Genomic DNA, 19,741 nt, shown 5'->3' on the forward strand with positions numbered 1-19,741 from the left:
TTTGCCTTGTAATCATTGCACCTTCATGGGGATAATTGTACGTCAGGGTTTTAAAAGTTCAATCGTTTCTTACGTCGGGGTTGTCATCGGCATTTTTAACATCCTCATCCTCTATAACCAGTTTCTGACCCAGGAACAATTGGGTTTGTACGCTTCCACCCTGCTGACTTTCCCAGTTATTTACATGTCCTTTGCGCTTTTGGGAGTTCCGTCGGTTGCCGTGCGGTTTCATAGCCGGTTCCAGGATCACGAGTCACGGAGGCAGCTTTTTACATTTATCATCATTACGCCATTGGTCGGTCTGGCCGCTTTTGTGGTGCTATATCTGCTTTTCAAGCCGCTTTATCTCAAATTTTACCTTGACCATTCTCCTATGCTGGTCAAGTATTATTACGTTTTTATCCCGCTCACCGTAGGAATGGTTTATCTGCTGGCGTTGGAATCTTATTCAAGAATAAACTTACGTATAGCGGTTCCTTCCCTCATCCGCGAGGTTGGGTTACGGCTTTTTAACAGCGCGGTGGTCATCATGTTTGGTTATAAAATCATCACTTTTGACACGATGGTGAACCTTACCGTGCTGAGCTACGGACTTGCCATTGCGGCCATGCTGATCTATCTGCACCTGCAAAAACGCCTTTATACCAGGCTGGATTTTGGCTTTGTAAAACACCCTGCGTTCAAGGAAATGTATCGTTACGGGCTCTGGGTTTTGCTTGGAGGGGCCAGTGCCGCATTGCTTCCGCATATTGAAAAAGTCCTTTTACCCGCATTCAAAGGCGGTCTGGGCAGCACTGCCATTTTCGACATTGCCTCGCGGATAGCACTGGTCATTTCCATTCCCAGAAATGCCATTGTGATGATAAGCGCGCCGATTATTTCAGAAGCTTATACGCGCAACGACATTGCGCACATTGACACGATCTATAAAAAATCCTCGCTTAACCTCTTCATTATCGGCTCCTTCCTGTTCCTGGGCATATGGACCAACATTGATGCTATTTTTGGTATTATTCCAAAATCAGATATTTACTCACAAGGCAAATGGGTCGTGTTAATGGTCGGCATTTCCCGAATCGTTGATATGATGACCGGCCTGAATACGGAAATCCTGACCAATTCGAAATACTATCGCTACGACATTGTTTTCATGCTGTTTTTCACGATCCTGATCTTATTCAGCAGCCAGTTCCTGATCCCGCTGTACGGCTTCAATGGTGCGGCTGCCGCTGCGCTTTTCTCCACGGTCATTTATAATTTTGTCAAATTGTTTTTTATCAGACAAAAACTTGGCATACAACCCTTTACATTGGGAACATTCAAGGTAATATTGCTGGGGACTGTTGCCTATCTGGTCGCTCACTACATGCCGTTTCCCGAATCTGATGACCTGATTTCCACCGTAATGATCATTCTGGCCCGTTCGGTTATTGTTACAGTGATTTTTGGTGGCGGAATCCTGATCTGGAATGTATCAGAGGACATTTCGGCGGGCTTCGGAAGTGGCTGGAAATTAATTAAGACAAGTATTCTGAGGATAAAATAAGAGACCGCTATCTTTGAAGCATTAAAACAGATCCATTTCTGATGTCGTTAAAGGAAAAAATAATTGCCGGCGTTCTCAAACAGCCATATAGTTTATATCAATTGACCACTTACGATCCGACCAAACCGGTCAATATGGTCGTGGGAAGCATGTACTCGCTTTACAAAGGCTGGATACATTCTGATATTGAGACACTTAACTTGCTGAAAGAAAGTGATTGGCAAAAATATTTCAACGAAAATTCAATTGATAAAATCCTGGCCGAGCACGTCTGGGAACATTTGACACTGGAAGAAGGACAGCTCGCATTCAAACATTGCCATACGTATCTCAAACCCGGTGGTTTTCTGAGAGTTGCGGTTCCGGATGGTTTTAATCCCAGCGAAGAATACATCAATTATGTAAAGCCCGGCGGCACGGGAAACGGAGCAGATGACCATAAGCTGCTCTACAATTACCAAATCATGTCGCGCTCACTCGAAGCTGTTGGTTTTACAGTAAAATTGCTCGAATATTTTGATGAAGAAGGCCGGTTTCACAAGTCGCCCTGGAAGCCCGAAGATGGTATGATCAGGCGCTCGGCGGACCACGACAGCCGTAATGCTGGCGGAAAACTGGGTTATACTTCTTTGATCATCGATGCTTATAAAAGCTAACAATGAGTTTGCCCGCCAGTCTTGCCCCTATCGTGTTGTTTTGTTTTAATCGCCCTGCGCATTTGCAGCAAACGATCGAGGCGCTGCAACAGAACATGCTGGCAACGGAAAGCGAGCTGATTATTTACTCGGACGGGCCCCGGAATAAGTCCGATGAAACCCCGGTAGCGGATGTAAGGACTTATATAGCCTCAATTACTGGTTTCAAGCACATTAAGATCCATCATTCAGAGCAAAATAAGGGCTTGGCGGCTTCTGTGATCCGAGGCGTTACCGAAGTGCTAAACCAGTTTGAAAAGGTGATTGTGCTGGAAGATGACATGCTTACCGCGCCGGATTTCCTGGTTTTTATGAATGAGGCGTTAACTGCATTCGAATCGCGGAAAGACGTTTTTTCAGTAACGGCTTACGGCCCGCCGATCTCGTTTCCGGCACATTATAAGGAAGACCTTTATCTCGCACCGCGCGCAAGTTCGTGGGGCTGGGGAACCTGGCTGAGCAAATGGAATAAGGCCGATTGGGACGTTACAACGTTTGACGAACTGGAAAAGGATAAAACTAAAAGAAAACAGTTTAAATCAGGCGGAGAAGATCTTTGGCCCATGCTGGTAAAGCAACAGCGAAAAGTCATCGATTCCTGGGCGATCCGCTGGACTTACAGCCAGTTTCTGAATGATGCATATGGCGTATATCCGGTGCATTCGAAAATCAGGAACATTGGCACAGATGGCAGCGGGACGAATTTCACATTCAAAACGGGCTATTATGGCTCGGAAGTAAGCGATAGCAAAATCCGGATCGACCCGAACATTGTGCCTGACCATCAGGTTATTCAGGCATTTGCGGATTATTACAAACTTCCGCTTGCATTAAAGATCAAGAACCGGATCAAATACCGGATCTGACGAAACAGAAATTATATGTATTGGCTGCGCTATTTACTGAAAGAACCTTTCAACGCCTTGCGGACCTCAACCAACCGTGAGTTTATGGGTCTGCTATTGAAATATGGCAACAGTCGCAGGCATACGCGGACGCAGGTTGAATTTGGAAATTCAAAACTGACGGTGCCTGATACAATGTCATTTCTCTGGCAGCATAAGGAGATTTTTGCTGATGAGTTTTATTTTTTTGAGTCAAAAAATCCTGAGCCGGTCATTTTCGATTGTGGGGCCAATGTTGGGATGAGTGTATTATATTTCAAAAAGCTTTTTCCAAAATCACACATTACGGCCTTCGAAGCGGAACCTGAAATCGCCGCATTGCTTCGTGATAACCTGAGGAATAACAACATTAATGATGTTACGATCATTGATAAGGCCGTCTGGATGAATGATGAGGGCATTTGGTTTGGGAGCGAATCGGCAGATTCTTCCTCCATTTATTCCAGTGCTGAAAAGAAAAAAATCGCTTCAATCCGTTTAAGGGACTTTCTCCTGGCCGAAAAGCGCATTGATTTTCTGAAAATCGACATTGAAGGCGCTGAGAAAGAAGTGCTCAATGACTGCCGCGACGCCCTGAGCCATGTTCAGAATCTATTTGTCGAATTCCACTCCTACATCGGCAATCCGCAGGGACTGGCAGAAATCATCCGCATCTTCGAAGAAAACAACTTCCGTTATTACATCGACACCAACCAGCACCGCCTAAAACCCTTCACCAACTACCGCTACCGAGGCAACGACGTCATGGATTTACAGCTAAATATTTTCGGCTGGCGGGAGTAAGGCGCTTGATAAATAGCTGACATTTCTTGGAAACTTGAGATCACAAATTGTGATCTCAAGGAAGTCCTAAATTATCTAGCGTAAGGGTTCGGCGGAAAGATGTGTATTTGGAAACCTTCGCGTTTCATTGCTTCCATTACTTTTTGTGAAGGTAATTTCTTGAAAATCACGGCGCATAGCACCTGTGAGGGCATGAGCGAGAATTTGGTCAGGAAGTCGTGCAATGCCAGTTTCCGTTTTATTTTTCGAAATGAGGGGGACGAATCGTCCGCTTTGTCTTTGGCGTAGGATGGGTGGTAATAGTTGTTGTTGATGCCTTTGAATGCGACGGCTGGCAGGCCCATTCCGTTCGCTAATTTATCCATTTCCCGCTCCGAAAGCTTGAAAACATAGTTGCCTACTTCCTCAAAAGAATAGCGGTTCTTCCAATATTTTTGAAGCAGTTTCGTATCAAAACGATCGAAAATGTTCCGTAATGCCAACAAAAACGGCATTTTTGAGATCGGATCATGTGGCTCTACCAGGATGACTGCTTCCCTGGCGACCCGCAGCATTTCATAAACCCCAAGATAAGGCCTTGGAAAATGGTGATAGGCTTCCTTGCAAAAGATGTAATCGTAAGTGTCGTCGCCAAAGCTCAGTTTCTCAACATTCTCGACCGAATAATGGTCAAAAAAGCCCCTGGCTTGCGATAATGGCAGGAATGTGCCGGAGATGTCTGTGGCAGTGGTGTCCAGGCCCTGGCGGAAAAAGTAGTTGGCGTCGAAACCATACCCATCGCCGATGGTAAGCCAGGATTTTTTTTCCAGGGTAAATGGCGCAGTTAATTCCAGCTGCCTGCGGTGGATCCAGTGATTGATCGTTTTGTGCTGTTCGTCGTACTCCCAGTTTTCAATCGCCTTGTCTTTTGCCTCCTGAGTAGCATACTGCACCTCATACCAACCTGAATGCGCCTCATGGCTTTGCTTTTCCGTAGACATTTTACCTTGATTACTATTTTTTGATAAAGATACTTTTAAGCATAAAATTTATTTAACCACAGAACTATTTAATTTTACCCTCTTACAATCGCAGGGCATTCAATTCTTATAACTTTCAAACAACGATCGCAGTAAATGGTGCTTCACCTCAGCAATTTTCACCTGGAAGGAGGAGCAGGCGTTGCCGCCACGCGATTGCACCGGGCGCTGCTGAAATCAGGCACAGAGTCGAGGTTACTGGTGTCTGGTTTGTCGGCCGAAGAGCCGGGTGTTTGCGGACTTTCAAGCACAGCATTGCAGTCAAAACTAGCCTGGGCGCGGTTTGTTGGCGAGAGGCTTTATTTTTATCCGCAGGAGCGCGATGCATCTGTGCGATTTGCGTTCTCGCCGGCTGAGATTGGTGCCGATATCACCAACAATCCCTGGGTGCAGGAAGCGGATATCATTCATTTACATTGGATTAACTTCGGATTTCTGTCCCTGGATTCGCTTGACAAGCTTTTTGCGTTGGGTAAACCAATTGTCTGGACGTTGCATGATATGTGGACATTCACAGGCGGGTGTCATTACAGCCGGGGTTGTGAAAACTTCCTGACGCATTGTCATTACTGCCCTTATCTGGCTAAACCAGACGCATACGACATATCTTTCGCGCAGTTTGAGCGTAAGCGCTCCATCTATAAAAAGAGCCGGATGGCACTGGTTTCCCCAAGCCAGTGGCTGGATTCTCTGGTAAAAAAGGCCGCATTAACGGGAGCTAAAAAATCATTAAGCATCCCCAACTGCATTGATACGGAATTGTTCAGGCCTTTTGACAAACTTGCTATCAGAAGAAAACTCAACCTGCCCGAATCAAAAAAACTGATCCTATTTGCCGGCGCCAACATTGGTGACCCGCGAAAAGGCTTTACATTTTTCAGACAAGCTTTGGAAAAAAAAGGCTTGCCGACCAGCGATATCGAAATACTGGTGCTTGGAAAAGCAAATCCTGAAGTGATGGCTTCGTTTCCTGTGCCGGTCCATTATCTGGGGAAAATTTCGGATCCCAATGCCATGGTGGAAGCCTATAATGCGGCTGATATGATCGTGGTGCCTTCCCTGGAAGACAACTTGCCCAATACGATCATGGAGGCTATGTCCTGCGGCACGCCGGCTCTGGGATTTGCCACTGGTGGCATCCCTGAAATGATCGACCATCAAGACAACGGATACATTGCATTGCAAGCCTCGGCACAGTCGCTTTCGGAAGGAATCGAGTGGATTTTGAATCCTGAAAACAATGCTGAATTGCCCGGTAAGGCACGTTCCAAAGTTTTGCAAACATATAGCGAGCGCGTCGTAGCGGATCAATACCAACAATTATATCACACACTGCTCGCAAATGAATGATTTCCCGCTGCTCACGATCGTTACGATCACATACAATGCCGGACCATTTCTTGAACGCACCCTCCAAAGTGCCCGGCACGCGCTGAGCAACATGGCCGCTCCGGAGGCTGTGGAGTATCTGATCATTGACGGGAAATCCAATGATACTACGCTGCAAATCGCTGATAAACATTCATTTATATCCAAAATTGTTTCGGAGCCTGACCGCGGCTTGTATGATGCCATGAACAAAGGCCTTGCACTGGCCAGCGGAAAATATGTCTGGTTCTTAAATGCAGGGGATGAAATTTATGATGCTAATGTTCTGAAAAACCTCTTTTCTGCATTCGGATCAGATGCTGATGTCTATTATAGCGATGCAATGCTGGTTCGCGAAAATGGCGTTGAAATAGGTCTGCGGAGCGAATTCACACCGCATTCGCTGCCTCGCAAACTGAAATGGCAGGATTTTGCATTGGGTATGAAAGTTTGCCATCAGGCGTTTATCGCCAAAAAGTCCATTGCCCCACCCTATGACATTAACAACCTCAGCGCAGACATTGATTGGGAAATTGAATGTTTGAAGCGGGCAGAGCGGATTCAGTTCATTGAAAACCCACTTTGCCGCTATCTGGTTGGCGGGCTATCCGTACAAAATCACCGCCGTTCACTAATTGACCGATTTTATGTTTTACGAAAACATTTCGGTCTGGCCGCATCTCTGTATAATCATATCCGCATTTTTGTGCGTGGAACGCAGTTTGCCCGGTCTAAAGGCAAATATTGGTAGGCGTTTCCTCCTCTTTTGAACAAGAATAAATAGTGTCGTTTCTGAGCCACACCAGTTACAATATTTTGTTATTGTACTGAAAACCATATTTTTGTTTCGATGTTTTCTATTCTAATTATTTCTAGTAATCATGAAAAAAAATCTACTATTAGCCATGTTATGCTTGCTGAGCACGTGGATGTCCGTCTATGGGCAGAGTGTTCAGATTACCGGTAAAGTTACAACGGACAGTGACGATGCACCGCTGCCGGGCGCAACGGTTCAGATCAAAGGATCGACCATTGGAACACAAACCGACGCTGATGGAAACTACACGATCAGCGCGCCTTCGTCGAGTTCTGTTATCATTTTCAGTTTTGTGGGGTTAACTGCGCAGGAAGTTACTGTCGGCAGCCGAAGTGTGATCGATGTAAAGCTGTCAACCGACACCCGCAGTTTGAGCGAAGTGGTCGTGACGGGTTTCGGATCACAGATCAAGCGCGATCTGACGGGTAACATTGCGCAGGTGAAAGGCACGGAAATACAGAATATGCCTGTTGCGAGCGTGGATGCGGCGTTGCAGGGACGTGCGGCGGGTGTTTATGTCAATAGCGGCTCGGGAAAGTTAGGCCAGGCGATCAATGTCCGTATCCGCGGAAATTCATCAATCAGCGCAAGCAGCCAGCCATTGTATGTGGTGGATGGCATGCCCATTACAACGTCCGATCTGAGTAGCAGCACTGGTGGCGCCACCAACCCGCTGTCCGACATTAATTCCAACGACATCGAATCCATAGAAATCCTGAAAGATGCTTCTGCGGGCTCTATTTACGGTTCCCGGGCTGCTAATGGGGTTGTTTTGATCACAACCAAGCGTGGTAAGGCGGGAAAAACGAATGTTAGTATCAATTATCAGCAGGGATCTTCGGAAGCAACACGACGCGTGCAGTTTTTGAATGCAGATGAGTACGTAAGGTTCTACACGGCCGCAGCCCTTAACAGCGACCGGATAGATGAATACGACCCCAGCGATCCGGAGTCGAATACGGCCTATTTCCTGGATAACCTAAACCGTTATAGTTTGGGAACTGCCAACACACCTCAGCAGAAAAACTACCCCTGGCAGGATCAGGCCTTCACCAAAGGCGGCATGCAGCAGCTTGATTTCCAGCTGAATGGAGGAAATGATAAGACGAAATTTTTCCTTTCAGGTCAATATCTGGATCAGAAAGGAACCATCATCGGCAATGAGCTGGACAGGCTTTCAACACGCATGAACCTGGATCACCAGGCGTCCAACTGGTTGCAGGTCGGCTTATCAATGGGTTTGGCGAGAACGGTGAACAAGCGCTTGCCGGGTGACAATTCATTCTCGAATCCGCTTCAAATGTCTGCATTAACGCCATTAACCCCATTTACAGATCCGGAAACGGGTTTGCCGATTGGTACGCCGCCGGGAGATGTGAACCTGCCCCTATATTTCAACCCGATGATCTCGGTTAAATATTCGAACTTCACGGCCACATCATTCCGGAACCTTACCAATGCTTATGCACAGATCAACATTCTGCCTTCGCTGAAATTCCGGACCGAGCTGGGTGTTGATTTATTAAATCAAAATGAAGAGAGCTATTACCAAAGCCAGAACCTGCGTAATGTGGACGAGGCGGTGAATGGATTGGGCGAAAACTTCGGCACGTTTGTGACCAACTACAACACCAATAATTTCTTCACTTTCGACAAAGTATTTGACATCCATAGCATTAGCGCAACATTGGGTATGTCCTATCAAGATTCCCAAACGAAAGAAAACTTCATTGCAGGAACACAGTTTCCCTCGAACTCATACAAAAAGATCGCGAGTGCGGCCACGAAGTCGGACGGAAGTTCTACCGAAACCAATTATCGTTTCCTATCCTACTTCTTACGCTTCAATTATAAGTTATCTGAAAGATATCTTCTCGCTGCCAGCGCCCGTATCGACGGTTCTTCGCGATTTGGAGCGAATTCGCGTTATGGGTTTTTCCCTTCTGTATCCGCAGGCTGGGTGCTGACGGAGGAGAACTTTTTGAAAGAAAATAATACGCTGAGCTTCCTTAAACTGAGAGGAAGCTATGGTTCGACAGGAAACTCAGAAATCGGTGATTTCCCGCAACTCGGATTGTTTTCAGGAGATGCGGGTTATGGCGGTGCAGCCGGGCAGCGGCCTTCACAGCTGGCTAACCCTAATTTGAAATGGGAAACAACGAAGCAGGCTGATATAGGTCTTGATTTCGGCTTGTTCAACAACCGTATCAATGGTGAAATTGATTATTATATCAAAAAAACCAATGGTCTGTTACTGGAAGTGAATGTTCCAGCAACTTCGGGCTTTGCTATCCAGGTTGCCAATGTAGGCAAGCTGGAAAACAAGGGCTTCGAATTCGTGCTGAATACACAGAACATTGTGGGTGCATTCAAATGGACCACTTCATTTAACATTGCCAATAACAAAAACAAGGTCACAAATATCCAGAAACAAATCATTGAAGGCGGGATTTCCAATATGAGCCGGGTGATGGAAGGTGAGGCTGTGGGTGTGTTTTACACCGTAGAATATGCTGGTGTCGACAAAGCAAACGGCGATGCGCTATTCTACAAAAACACGGAAGAAGCCAATGGCAACATTGACAGATCAACAACCTCTTCCTACAACAGCGCACGTCGGGTAGTTGCGGGTAATCCAAACCCTAAATTCGTAGGCGGGATCACCAACACATTCTCTTACAAAGGATTAGACCTGACAGTTTTCCTGAATGGTGTTGCCGGAAATAAAATCAATTTTTATGGTGTTGGCCAATATGCTTCTGCCAACGGGATCTATGAAGACAACCAGACAGTGGATCAGCTTAATTCCTGGACTCCGCAAAACACCGATACAAATGTACCGGAGGCGCGTTTTTACAAAGGAAATGGTAACGAGGCATCTACGCGTTACATCTATGACGGCTCATACCTACGCTTGCGAACCATGACATTGGGATACAATCTACCTTCCAACATTGTGAGCCGGATCAAGATGGACCGTGTCCGTGTGTATGTATCCGCCATGAACCTGGCCACCTGGACCAATTACAAAGGCTGGGACCCCGAAGTAAGCACGGATGATATTCCCGTAAGAGATTTGAAATTCGCACTTGGAAACGACTTTTATACACCGCCTCAGCCACGCACGTTGCTCTTCGGTGTTAACATTGGTTTCTAATTGCATTCAGCCATTTATTCTAAAAATCATGAAAAGAAAAATATTCATATATAATGTGGCATTAGCCGCCGGGTTGTTTTTGACGAGTGCCTGCGATAGCAAACTGGACGTTGACCCAACACAAAGTATCGACGAAACGGCCGCATTAAGCACATCGAAAGACGTAGAAGTGACGCTGATCGGCTGTTACGACGCTTTGCAGGATGTTGACGTTTATGGTGGCGCTTTTCAATACGCTTCCGAGCTTCTGGGCAATAATGATGAAATCGCCTTCGGCGGGACATTCAGGAATATGCTCGAAATATCTGCCAGACAGCTTACGACACAAAACCTGACTGCCGAATTGATCTGGCGCGACTCCTATATTGCGATCAACCGCTGCAACAATGTGCTGTCAGCGCTGAGCATTGTGGACGAAGAAAAGCGGGCACGCATCGAAGGCGAGGCGAGATTTATCCGTGGTTCGTTGTATTTCGACCTTGTAAGATTGTATGCTAAAACCTGGGGAGACGGAGATAACGCAACGAATCCAGGCGTTCCGCTCGTGCTCAAACCAACACGCGTTGTGACTGAGGAAGATAAGCTGGCGAGAAACTCGGTGGCCGAAGTGTACGCGCAGGTTTTGGAAGATTTGAATGCTGCAAAATCGCTGCTACCCGAATCCAACACCATTTACGCGACAAAATATGCCGCATCGGCTCAGCTTTCGAGGGTTTATTTACAGCAAAGCAATTTCGCTTTGGCACGCGATGAGGCTAATGCCGTAATTGCATCAGGCAAATACACCCTGAACAGCGACTTTGAATCACTATTCTACACCTTCTTAAACAATGGTGGCGCCAATCCTGCTGAATATATTTTCGCGATGATTGTGACCCAACAGGACGGTGTAAATGATTTAAACACATTTTTCGGAACTACCATTGATGACATTCCGGGAACTGGCGGACGCGGTGATATCCGTATTCTGAATAAGCACAGGGCACTTTATGAAGCAGGCGACAAGCGCGGCGAATTTTTCCTGACGCCAACCAACAATACATATACGCAAAAGCATCTTGACAATTTGGGCAATGTATTGCAGTTCCGTTTGGCCGAAATGTATCTCACACGGGCGGAAGCAAACTTCCGGCTCGGAACTGTCGTAGGCGCGACGCCGCTAGCCGACATTAACCGCATCAGGGCCAGAGCAGGACTGAAAGCGACAACGGCTGTAACATTGGCTTCCATCCTGAAAGAGCGCCACTTAGAACTTGCTTTTGAAGGCCTGGCGCTCCATGATGCAAAACGGAATAAGCAAAACATCAGCACAATCCCCTATAATTCGCCCAGACTGATCTTCCCTATCCCGCAACGCGAGATCGATGTAAATCAGAAACTGGTTCAGAATGAGGGCTATAATTAAGGGATTTGACAAAAGGTCATTTCGAGAATAATAAAAAAACCACTTCTGCCTGGAAGTGGTTTTTTTAGTGCCTTGTACAAAAACAAATGTATGATGTTATTACTGCCAGCTGATCCACGATTTGGCATCCTTTGCGCTGACCATATCATACGTTGATGAAGAAGTTTGGATAAGATAATAGCCGCTCGGTTCATATAGCAACTTAGCAGTTTCTACTGCCGGGCCTGTTGCAGGAGCCTTACCTAACGTTCCTGCATCACGGAAAATGATACGGCCATCGCTGGCAAAAGTCGGTGTATCGGGCGCAAAACCGTAAATAAGTCTTAGCGCATCATCTTTAAAAAATATTGGACCAAAAAGGTCATAAGTTGCATCATATCCAGGCTGGTAAATGACAAAAGCGTATTGCGCTCCATCTTCTGTTAGGTCTTGTATTTTAAATGCATCGTCGACGCCATTTACATGAAATCCTTGCAGTGAACGCCAGTCTCCGCCGGATTCAATCGGCTCTTGCCACCATCTTCTGGATGCCGCCAGATCCACGGATAGCGGCTTGGTGGCACTTACTACGGTTCCCTTCAAACCAGCCCCGGTAACCCCGACCTGGCCCGCATTAGCATTCCATGTTACATTTGTAAACCCGTTGATGGTTTGTGAACCATTGACCAACGGCGAGGAGAATGCCACACCTGCCTCTGTAAAGTAATAATTGCTGGTAAAAACTTTCGGAATGTTTCCATCCAGCCACGTCATTTTAATGGTGCGCGTACTTGGGCTTAATGTAATTTCATAGGTCACATTTCCCAAAGTAACCCTTTTGAAATAGGCCTGATACTTTGTGATATTATTGAACAAAGCGCCTTTTGCCAGATTACCCGCCGCATATGATGCTGCCTGCGCCTGGGTTGCTTTGGTCAAAACAAGTCTGCTATTATTTTTCCTGCCAACAAGTGTAATCGATTCCGATTTAACCGAATCCGGAAAGATGCTGAACTCGAAATCAGACAACAGCCCGTCGCCGCGCACACCGCCATTTACCTCCTCGTCCGGATCAGACAGAATGTGGAGATAGGAATAGGTATCAAAGATCAGAACCGGCGTTTGCACTGCTTTCAGGCGGTAACTGCTTTCCTTTGGTTTGGCAGCAGACTCATCGGAAAAATCGGAGTACATGGTGACGCGGTTCTTAGCATCAAATTTGAAATGAAAACCGTAAGTCCCGCCACCGCCAGGATAAATGACTGCATTCCAGCCATATGGAGACTCCACAAGTTGCTTTTCGTAGGATGTCAGCGCTGCGTTCAGTCGCGCATCGGCTGTTTCTTCAAACAATGTGTCGTCGTTATTTTCACAAGCCGTGAGAGAGACGCATAAAAACAGCAGATATAAAATGGATTTTTTCATCCGGAAATATTTTGAAATACAATTAAAAAAGCTTGTTCATTGATCCCCTAACCCTGTTTTGCAGGCTGTAAAAATCAATTTTCCAGGTGTTTTTATAATAAGCGACCACAATCGCTTCCTTTTGTCTTAATGCCGCTTGTGCCTGCGCTTTGGTCGTCCCCCGCGGGCTGGTGCCTTCGGGAATAGCATTTACAATTTTGTCAAAACCGGCTTTCCCTTCCGTCAGCATCATGGCGATCATTTCCACAAAATCCTCATCGAAATTCAGCGAACTGTAAGCCGTAATGAAGCCATCCCGGCGCGCATCGTTATCCGACCAGTTGATCCAGTTTCCGCCTTGGTATAATGATCTTGAAACGGCCTTATATTCAACAGGGTAAAGAACAGTCTGATGCAAAATGTGACCAAATTCGTGATGGATCGTATGTAAAAACCAGTCTTTTACAAAGGACGAATCCCGGGCCGCATCATATCCTGCCATTCCCTTTATCTTGAAAAGATTAACACCGAATAATACAACCTTACGGCCGCCCTCTGCCGTTCCAAGCGTGACCGACCCTTCTGCATTATACTCGTTACTGCCGGATAAAATGAAGAATTTGGGCGAAAATTTGTTATAAAAAACTTTCCCTGCTTCCTGCACATACGGCATAGTCCAGGCTTTTTTGATGGTGCTCAGCAGCGGCACAACCTGTGACTCGTCCGGCGGAACGAGCGTTTTGGTAATGTTACCAAATTCAAACTGGTCCCATTTGTACTTGGCCGAAATGTTATAAGGTGTTACAAGACTGTCCAGGATCCATTTGTCGATCGGTCCCTGCACCCATTCGTCACCTCCGAGGCCTGGAATATCTTCCGCCTCCCCTATTTCCTCCTCCTTGCAGCTGCTTAATCCCACCGTCAGGAACAATGCTGCGAAGAATAATTTATGTAACTGTTTTATCATCATATCATTATATGCTTAGGATCATCGCTTGTTTTGTTCAATGCCTGCCAGTGTTGCGGATTGTGGAATTTGTAAAATTCGTCTCGGATCATTGGCCTGAACCGTGAGCGTGCCGCCATTAACCGTTTGGTGGGTCACGGGCAGCGCATAGCGCTGCAAATCGAACCAGCGCATGCCTTCCTGGACGAATTCGACGCGTTTGAAAGACAAGATTGTACTAATGATCCCGTCCCGGAGATTGACCGGCCCAAAAAACCTGCGGATACTCGCGGCTGTAACAGTATGCTTAGCAGGCTGATAGCCGCCGACACGCTTGCTCACAAATAAATTCAGATCCGCCAGGGAAGCGGCGGTATTTCCCAGGAATGCATTGGCCTCGGCGCGGTTGAAAAGGACTTCCTCCGCCGTGAAAATCGGCAACATGACATAGGGCTGCCCAATTTCCGCATTGACGGATTCTCTTACAAAATATTCATTCAGTTTAGGGATCAGATAATTGTTATCTCCCTGGGAATACAATGGATAAGACCATCCCGGCGAATCATTGATAATGTTTTCACTTGCTGAAATTTCCTGCCATTTCTGGAAATTCATTCCAAAACGATAACGCGCAACATGTCTTCCGAAAAGGGAAGCAGTTTCTACGAGCATCAGGTTAGCATTCTGACTTGCTCTTGAATAAGTGTTGTAAAGTTCCTGTGGCGAAAGACTGGAATAGGTTGTGTTCCAGGGGCGGAGGTTATCCACAATGCTGCTGCCCGGAAAAACCGCATTGGCATACTGCACCACTTTGGGATAATCCCTTTTTACCAGATAAAAACGCGCCGCAAATGCATTCGCTGCTGCCCGGTTGAAATGGTATTTCGGAATGGTGTATGAACCGTCACTGATCAGCGGCAAACCTTCAACCAAATCCTGCTCAATTTTTTGATACACACTGGAAACGGTGCCTCTTTCGTATTTTTTCAAAACAACCGTTTCAGGTTCAGTAACATAGGGAACGCCCGGCTCTGTATTCGGCTGGCTGGGATCGAAAAATTTGCTGAAAAAATTGACCAGCATGAAATGTGCATAAGCCCGCGCCACTAATGCTTCACCTCGCTGGGCATCATATTGCGACGGATTTGAAGATTTACTGATAATGTCCAGCGCCTGATTAGCAACAGAAATGGCGCGGTAACATTCAGCCCAGTACTGATCAGGGGAATCCTGTTCATCGACCGTGGCCTCCACTTCTTCAAAAAGAAAAGATGCGCGGTTCGTCTTATCATCTTCGCCAATGCCCTTGTCTGCAACATTATCGCTCATAGACTCCGCAAAAACAACATAACCTCCTTGCGGATAAGCTGTTGTAAGCAACTGAGAAACCTGTTGCGGCGTGTTGATCGTGGCCCTGGTACTATCCGGTTCTGTTGAAAGAAATTCTTCGCAACCCGCCAGCATAAAGAGCGGCAGAACGAAAAGTATCTTTTTAAAAATTTTAGTCTTGCTCATATTTAAAAACTTAAAATCATCCATACTGATTACCCCCTTCACGATCATAATGTTAGTTTGAGTGCCACCGTGAATTGCTTCTGGATCGGCTGGGCCACACCACCCGAGTTGAAAAACTCAGGATCCTGTCCTTTCAATTTTTTATCCGCATAAATCAACCATGGATTGATAGATGAAAGCTGAATGCTCGCTCCTTTGAAACCGTATCTTGCAGCAACGACCAACGGGACTTTATATGCCAGTGAGACTGATTTCAATCTGATAAAATCCCCTCTGGCAACGCGCTCGGTTGAATAATTATAGATGTTATAGGGATATGTTCCTGACAGATATTGTTTTTCAAGCATATCGCTGATGGATGGAACAGTTGTTACGCTTTCATCACCTGCCATTACCCACCTATCTAGGAATTCTCTCGGCATGGCATCCAGATCACTGAATGTGTCCTTGTAAAGCGGGTTGAGGCGAATTTTGTTTCCGGCCTGATACGTTATAAACACATTCAGCGACAGATCTTTATAAGTTAATGTGTTATTAAAACCGCCTGTAAATGGTGGGTCAACCGGCCCTTCATATTTGAGGTAACCTACATTCTGATCTTGCAGATAAACATCCGAACTGACTTCACCATTTTCGTTCAAAAAGATAGGCACGCCCGTTGTCGGATTCAGTGCGTCATATTTAATCGAGAATAAACTCCGAACGGGTCTTCCTTTTACATTGGCGCCTTCTGCTTTGACAAGGTCAAAGATGCCGGGGCTGTTATCCACATTCGTGATCTGTGTACGGGCATAACCCACCGTCACACGCGAGCGGAAATCCCAGTCTTTGTTTTTAAATAAAACCCCATCCAACGAAAAATCCACACCATAGGATTGCATATCGGCGTAGTTGGCCACTTTATAAATCTGCCCCCCTATTCCCGACGTCTTGATTTGATCGATCAGGTCGAAGCTGTTGCGAATGTAACCGTCCACGCTCAGGTTTATGCGATTAGCCAGAAAGCCAAGATCCAATCCCACGTTTCCGCTGTAAAGCTTCTCCCAGGTAAGTTCTGTGTTTTCGAGAGAAGCAAGCTGTATAGCAGACTCTTTTTCATCACCATAAGGGCGTCTGGTAATGATGCTCTGGAACAATGCTGCTGAGTTTGTTGCCGGGCCAGTGTCCGCAGAAAGTCCATAACTCGCGCGCAACCGACCCATACTGAGCCATTTAAACCTTTTGATAAAATTCTCACGGTCAAAATTCCAGGAACCTGCTACAGTGTACGTTGGCAGCCAGCGTGCTATGGCCGACTTTCCGAAGCCGTTGGAACCATCGTAGCGGACATAACCTGTGAAATTGTACTTGTCGTCTAATGTATAACCGGCGCTTCCGTAAAATGCAGCGAAACGCTCGTAATCCATCCGCATGCCGTAATATTGGAAATTGGCCTCAATGGTCTGTTTCAAGATCCGGTAATCCACAAACGGCGTCCCACCCTGCCCATATTGAAAGCCGTAACCGGTGTTATTGGAATTTTGCCGGTTAGTATATTTAATCTCCTGCCCTGCCAGCACATTGACAGCGTGCCTTTCATTAAATGTTTTATTGTATCTGATGTTGTTACGAATGTTATAAAACAACATCTGATCCTCGTTCCGGTTGTAGAAACCACCGCTAGGGAGCACAACCACAGGATATGCATTGGGCACATCGGGATCGGTGTAGAGATATTTGTTTGCTAATGCAATCGTCGAGTTATCCGCCGCGCGATATGCATTGGCCATATTGGAATTTTCGGTGATAATGTGCTCGCGGCCCGTTTGAATGTAGCGCAACGCACCTATAAAATCATAGGTAATGTTATCCGTGATTTTATAGGAAAAATCACCCTGCAATTTGATATCGGCCAGATTAAGCTTGATCCGGTTGTTTTCCAGCTCCGATACGATGTTGAATGGTGCGAAGTTTCTTCTGAAAAATTCAAGGTTTCCATTTTCGTCATAAGCAGTCAGCGTCCTGCTCGTATTGAGCGCGTAGCTGAAAGGATTAATGTCGAAATCCCTGTCAAACTTGCCTTCGACCGGATTGCTTCTCCGGCTCAGCGAACCAGGCGCTTCCTGTCTTCTTACGGAAGCAAGCGTCAGCAGCCCGAGCGTAATTCTCGGTGAAAGCTGGTAATTGTTTTTAAAGTTTAATGTGTATCGCTTGACCTTATCAGCAATTGTCCAGCCATTATCATCGAGATAACTGGTTGATACATAAGATTGTGATTTGTCTGTCCCGAATGATACGCTTACAGAATGTTCCTGAATGAAGTTTTGCTTGAAAAGGACATCAAACCAGTCGGTGTTGGTCCGGGCGTATCCCAGCAAGAAATTCCGCTTCGCTTCCTGCGTATTGGCGAGGGGAAAATTTCCCTGGTCGTCGCCTGCGAGGGAATTGTAATATTTGCCATAAACACCATAATCGGGTTTGGACAGGACGCTGGAAGTAAGGAATCCTTTTCTTTCGAGCTCACCCAGCACGGACATTTGCTGAGCGGAGTTCATAATGTTGAAATTCCTGTAACTAGGAGTCAGCTGCGTGCTAAAATTCCCGGAATACGTAATGACAGGCTTGCCGCTTTTCCCTTTTTTCGTAGTGATCACGATTACACCGTTCATGGCTCGCGCACCATAGAGCGCGGCGGCGGCAGCGTCTTTAAGAATATCAAATGTCTCAATATCAGCCGGGTTAACCCCTGCCACTGCGGAGCCCAGCAATGTTGTGGGATCGCCGCTTGAAAGCTGATCATTGGAAATGTTCACAATATCTTCCTGCACGACACCGTCAATCACCCATAGTGGCTTGTTATCGCCATTCAATGAAGTTGCACCGCGAATCCGCACTTTGGGCGCAGCGCCGAATGTTCCGGAAACGTTTTGGACAGAAACCCCCGCTGCACGTCCTTCGAGCATCCGGCTAACATCGGGCAGACCGTCGATTTTGACATCGTCCGTTTTTAATGTTACAGCCGATCCTGTAAATTTATTTTTATCAATTTGCTGAAAACCAGTTACTACCACATCCTGCAAGCCCACTGCATCCTCGGCGAGTTCGATAGAAACACTTCGCGCAGCTTTCACTTCTTTGGGCAAAAATCCGATCATTGTTACAACCAGCGTGGCACCCTCATTCACTCCTTGCAGCACAAACTCACCTTTTTCGTTCGTTACCGTGCCTTTTTGCGTTCCTTTCACCCGGACTGTCGACCCAACCAACGTTTCTCCGGTCGCGCTTTTGACAACGCCCTTAATGTCAATATCCGCAGTGGATATTGTATTTGAAAAAACAGAAATTGAACTGGAAAGGAAAACGAAGAATGCAAGCAAAAATGAAAGCCGACTCAGGCCACTGATCCGATAGAGAACATTCATATAAAACAAAGTATAAGTCTAACGCAAATTAATGGGTTTCCGCCAGGACGGATTTAATGATTAATTATCTCAATAATACGCAGAAAAACGGAACGATACGGAGGGGTGGCGCTAAACTTTCGCTTTGCAATTAATAAAACTTTCTGTACTCAAATTTATTGTGATGTAACCGGGCGTTGTAGGCCTTTTTTTGACTATTTTTTTTTCTCTGTCAAAACGGAAGTAATGCGGTTCAATTCTTCAACTTTAAAGGCAAAATCGCCCTTTAACATATCCCTAACTGCCTTTAACTGCTCCATTGCCGTTTCCAGATTATCGGGCAAGGCTTCGCCTAAAACCTCCTTCAAACGCTTGGCGAGCGTTGGGGACATTCCATTTGTGGAAATCGCCACTTTCAAATTCCCTTTCCTCACCACCGAAGAAAGATAAAAATCGCAGATTGCGGGCGTATCGGCCACATTGACAAGCATGTTCCGCGACCTGGCTACGCCGGCGATCCGGGCGTTTTCCAGCTTATCATTGGTTGCGACAATAACCATGTCTTTCGTGTCAAGATCCGCGTCCTCAAACCTGCGTTCAATTAAACTTATCCGGGAATTCAGGTTTGCTATATCGCGTATTTCCTGGCGGATGTCGGGGGAAACGAGCGTAACATTGGCAAGGGGCGAATTGTCCAGCACCGCTGTGATTTTTTCCAGTCCTACATATCCTCCACCCACGATAAGCGTATGCAGGTTTTCGAGTTTGAGGAAGATCGGGAAGAGATTGTTCATGGTCAAATTTACATTAAATCTGACAATA

At 46.2% G+C, this 19,741-nt stretch carries 14 protein-coding genes; 8 read left to right on the top strand and 6 right to left on the bottom strand.

From position 1 onward, the window contains the following. The first annotated feature begins 25 nt into the window (after positions 1-25). The 4 genes from NFI80_RS13235 to NFI80_RS13250 are packed head-to-tail and all read left to right on the top strand — an operon-like array spanning position 26 to position 3,929. Positions 26-1,546 (top strand): lipopolysaccharide biosynthesis protein, encoded by a 1,521-nt coding sequence (locus NFI80_RS13235; protein ID WP_235162769.1) that lies wholly within the window; start codon positions 26-28, stop codon positions 1,544-1,546. A 41-nt stretch (positions 1,547-1,587) separates the two neighbouring features. Further along, positions 1,588-2,202 (top strand): class I SAM-dependent methyltransferase, encoded by a 615-nt coding sequence (locus NFI80_RS13240; RefSeq protein ID WP_235162768.1) that lies wholly within the window; start codon positions 1,588-1,590, stop codon positions 2,200-2,202. 2 nt (positions 2,203-2,204) lie between these two features. Next, the gene (locus NFI80_RS13245; RefSeq protein WP_235162767.1) at positions 2,205-3,107 is read left to right on the top strand and encodes a glycosyltransferase; all 903 of its coding nucleotides are present in this window, start codon (positions 2,205-2,207) and stop codon (positions 3,105-3,107) included. A 15-nt stretch (positions 3,108-3,122) separates the two neighbouring features. Then, on the top strand, positions 3,123-3,929 hold the full coding sequence (locus NFI80_RS13250) for an FkbM family methyltransferase (RefSeq protein WP_235162766.1): 807 nt from the start codon (positions 3,123-3,125) through the stop codon (positions 3,927-3,929). Positions 3,930-4,000: 71 nt separating this feature from the next. Here NFI80_RS13250 and NFI80_RS13255 read toward each other — a convergent pair whose 3' ends face one another. Continuing rightward, the gene (locus NFI80_RS13255) at positions 4,001-4,909 is read right to left on the bottom strand and encodes a class I SAM-dependent methyltransferase (protein WP_235162765.1); all 909 of its coding nucleotides are present in this window, start codon (positions 4,907-4,909) and stop codon (positions 4,001-4,003) included. 135 nt (positions 4,910-5,044) lie between these two features. Here NFI80_RS13255 and NFI80_RS13260 point away from each other — a divergent pair, with 135 nt between their 5' ends. The 4 genes from NFI80_RS13260 (at position 5,045) to NFI80_RS13275 (ending at position 11,695) form a co-directional block, all read left to right on the top strand. Continuing rightward, positions 5,045-6,298: a glycosyltransferase family 4 protein gene (locus NFI80_RS13260; protein WP_235162764.1), complete on the top strand. Its 1,254-nt coding sequence runs from the start codon at positions 5,045-5,047 to the stop codon at positions 6,296-6,298. Beyond that, positions 6,291-7,067 (top strand): glycosyltransferase family 2 protein, encoded by a 777-nt coding sequence (locus NFI80_RS13265; RefSeq protein WP_235157978.1) that lies wholly within the window; start codon positions 6,291-6,293, stop codon positions 7,065-7,067. The genes NFI80_RS13260 and NFI80_RS13265 overlap by 8 nt, the downstream gene beginning before the upstream one ends. A gap of 130 nt (positions 7,068-7,197) precedes the next feature. After that, positions 7,198-10,290, top strand: coding sequence for a SusC/RagA family TonB-linked outer membrane protein (locus tag NFI80_RS13270; protein ID WP_235157976.1), 3,093 nt, complete (start codon positions 7,198-7,200; stop codon positions 10,288-10,290). Between the two features lie 28 nt (positions 10,291-10,318). Next, the gene (locus NFI80_RS13275) at positions 10,319-11,695 is read left to right on the top strand and encodes a RagB/SusD family nutrient uptake outer membrane protein (protein ID WP_235157973.1); all 1,377 of its coding nucleotides are present in this window, start codon (positions 10,319-10,321) and stop codon (positions 11,693-11,695) included. Between the two features lie 99 nt (positions 11,696-11,794). Here NFI80_RS13275 and NFI80_RS13280 read toward each other — a convergent pair whose 3' ends face one another. The 5 genes from NFI80_RS13280 to NFI80_RS13300 form a co-directional block, all read right to left on the bottom strand. Next, complete coding sequence (locus tag NFI80_RS13280; protein ID WP_233795519.1) at positions 11,795-13,099, bottom strand: DUF4302 domain-containing protein; 1,305 nt, start codon at positions 13,097-13,099, stop codon at positions 11,795-11,797. 22 nt (positions 13,100-13,121) lie between these two features. Further along, positions 13,122-14,048 carry a zinc-binding metallopeptidase gene (locus NFI80_RS13285; RefSeq protein ID WP_235157968.1) on the bottom strand — a complete coding sequence of 309 codons (927 nt, stop codon included), beginning with the start codon at positions 14,046-14,048 and terminating at the stop codon, positions 13,122-13,124. 18 nt (positions 14,049-14,066) lie between these two features. After that, positions 14,067-15,539 carry a RagB/SusD family nutrient uptake outer membrane protein gene (locus NFI80_RS13290; protein WP_235157966.1) on the bottom strand — a complete coding sequence of 491 codons (1,473 nt, stop codon included), beginning with the start codon at positions 15,537-15,539 and terminating at the stop codon, positions 14,067-14,069. A 44-nt stretch (positions 15,540-15,583) separates the two neighbouring features. Next, a complete protein-coding gene (locus tag NFI80_RS13295; RefSeq protein ID WP_235162763.1) occupies positions 15,584-18,940 on the bottom strand; it encodes a SusC/RagA family TonB-linked outer membrane protein in 3,357 nt (1,118 codons plus the stop codon). A gap of 194 nt (positions 18,941-19,134) precedes the next feature. Next, positions 19,135-19,713, bottom strand: a complete 579-nt coding sequence (locus NFI80_RS13300) for a precorrin-2 dehydrogenase/sirohydrochlorin ferrochelatase family protein (RefSeq protein WP_235157939.1) — start codon at positions 19,711-19,713, stop codon at positions 19,135-19,137. Positions 19,714-19,741 lie beyond the last annotated feature (28 nt).

The organism is Dyadobacter chenhuakuii (assembly GCF_023821985.2).
GTDB lineage: Bacteria > Bacteroidota > Bacteroidia > Cytophagales > Spirosomataceae > Dyadobacter > Dyadobacter chenhuakuii.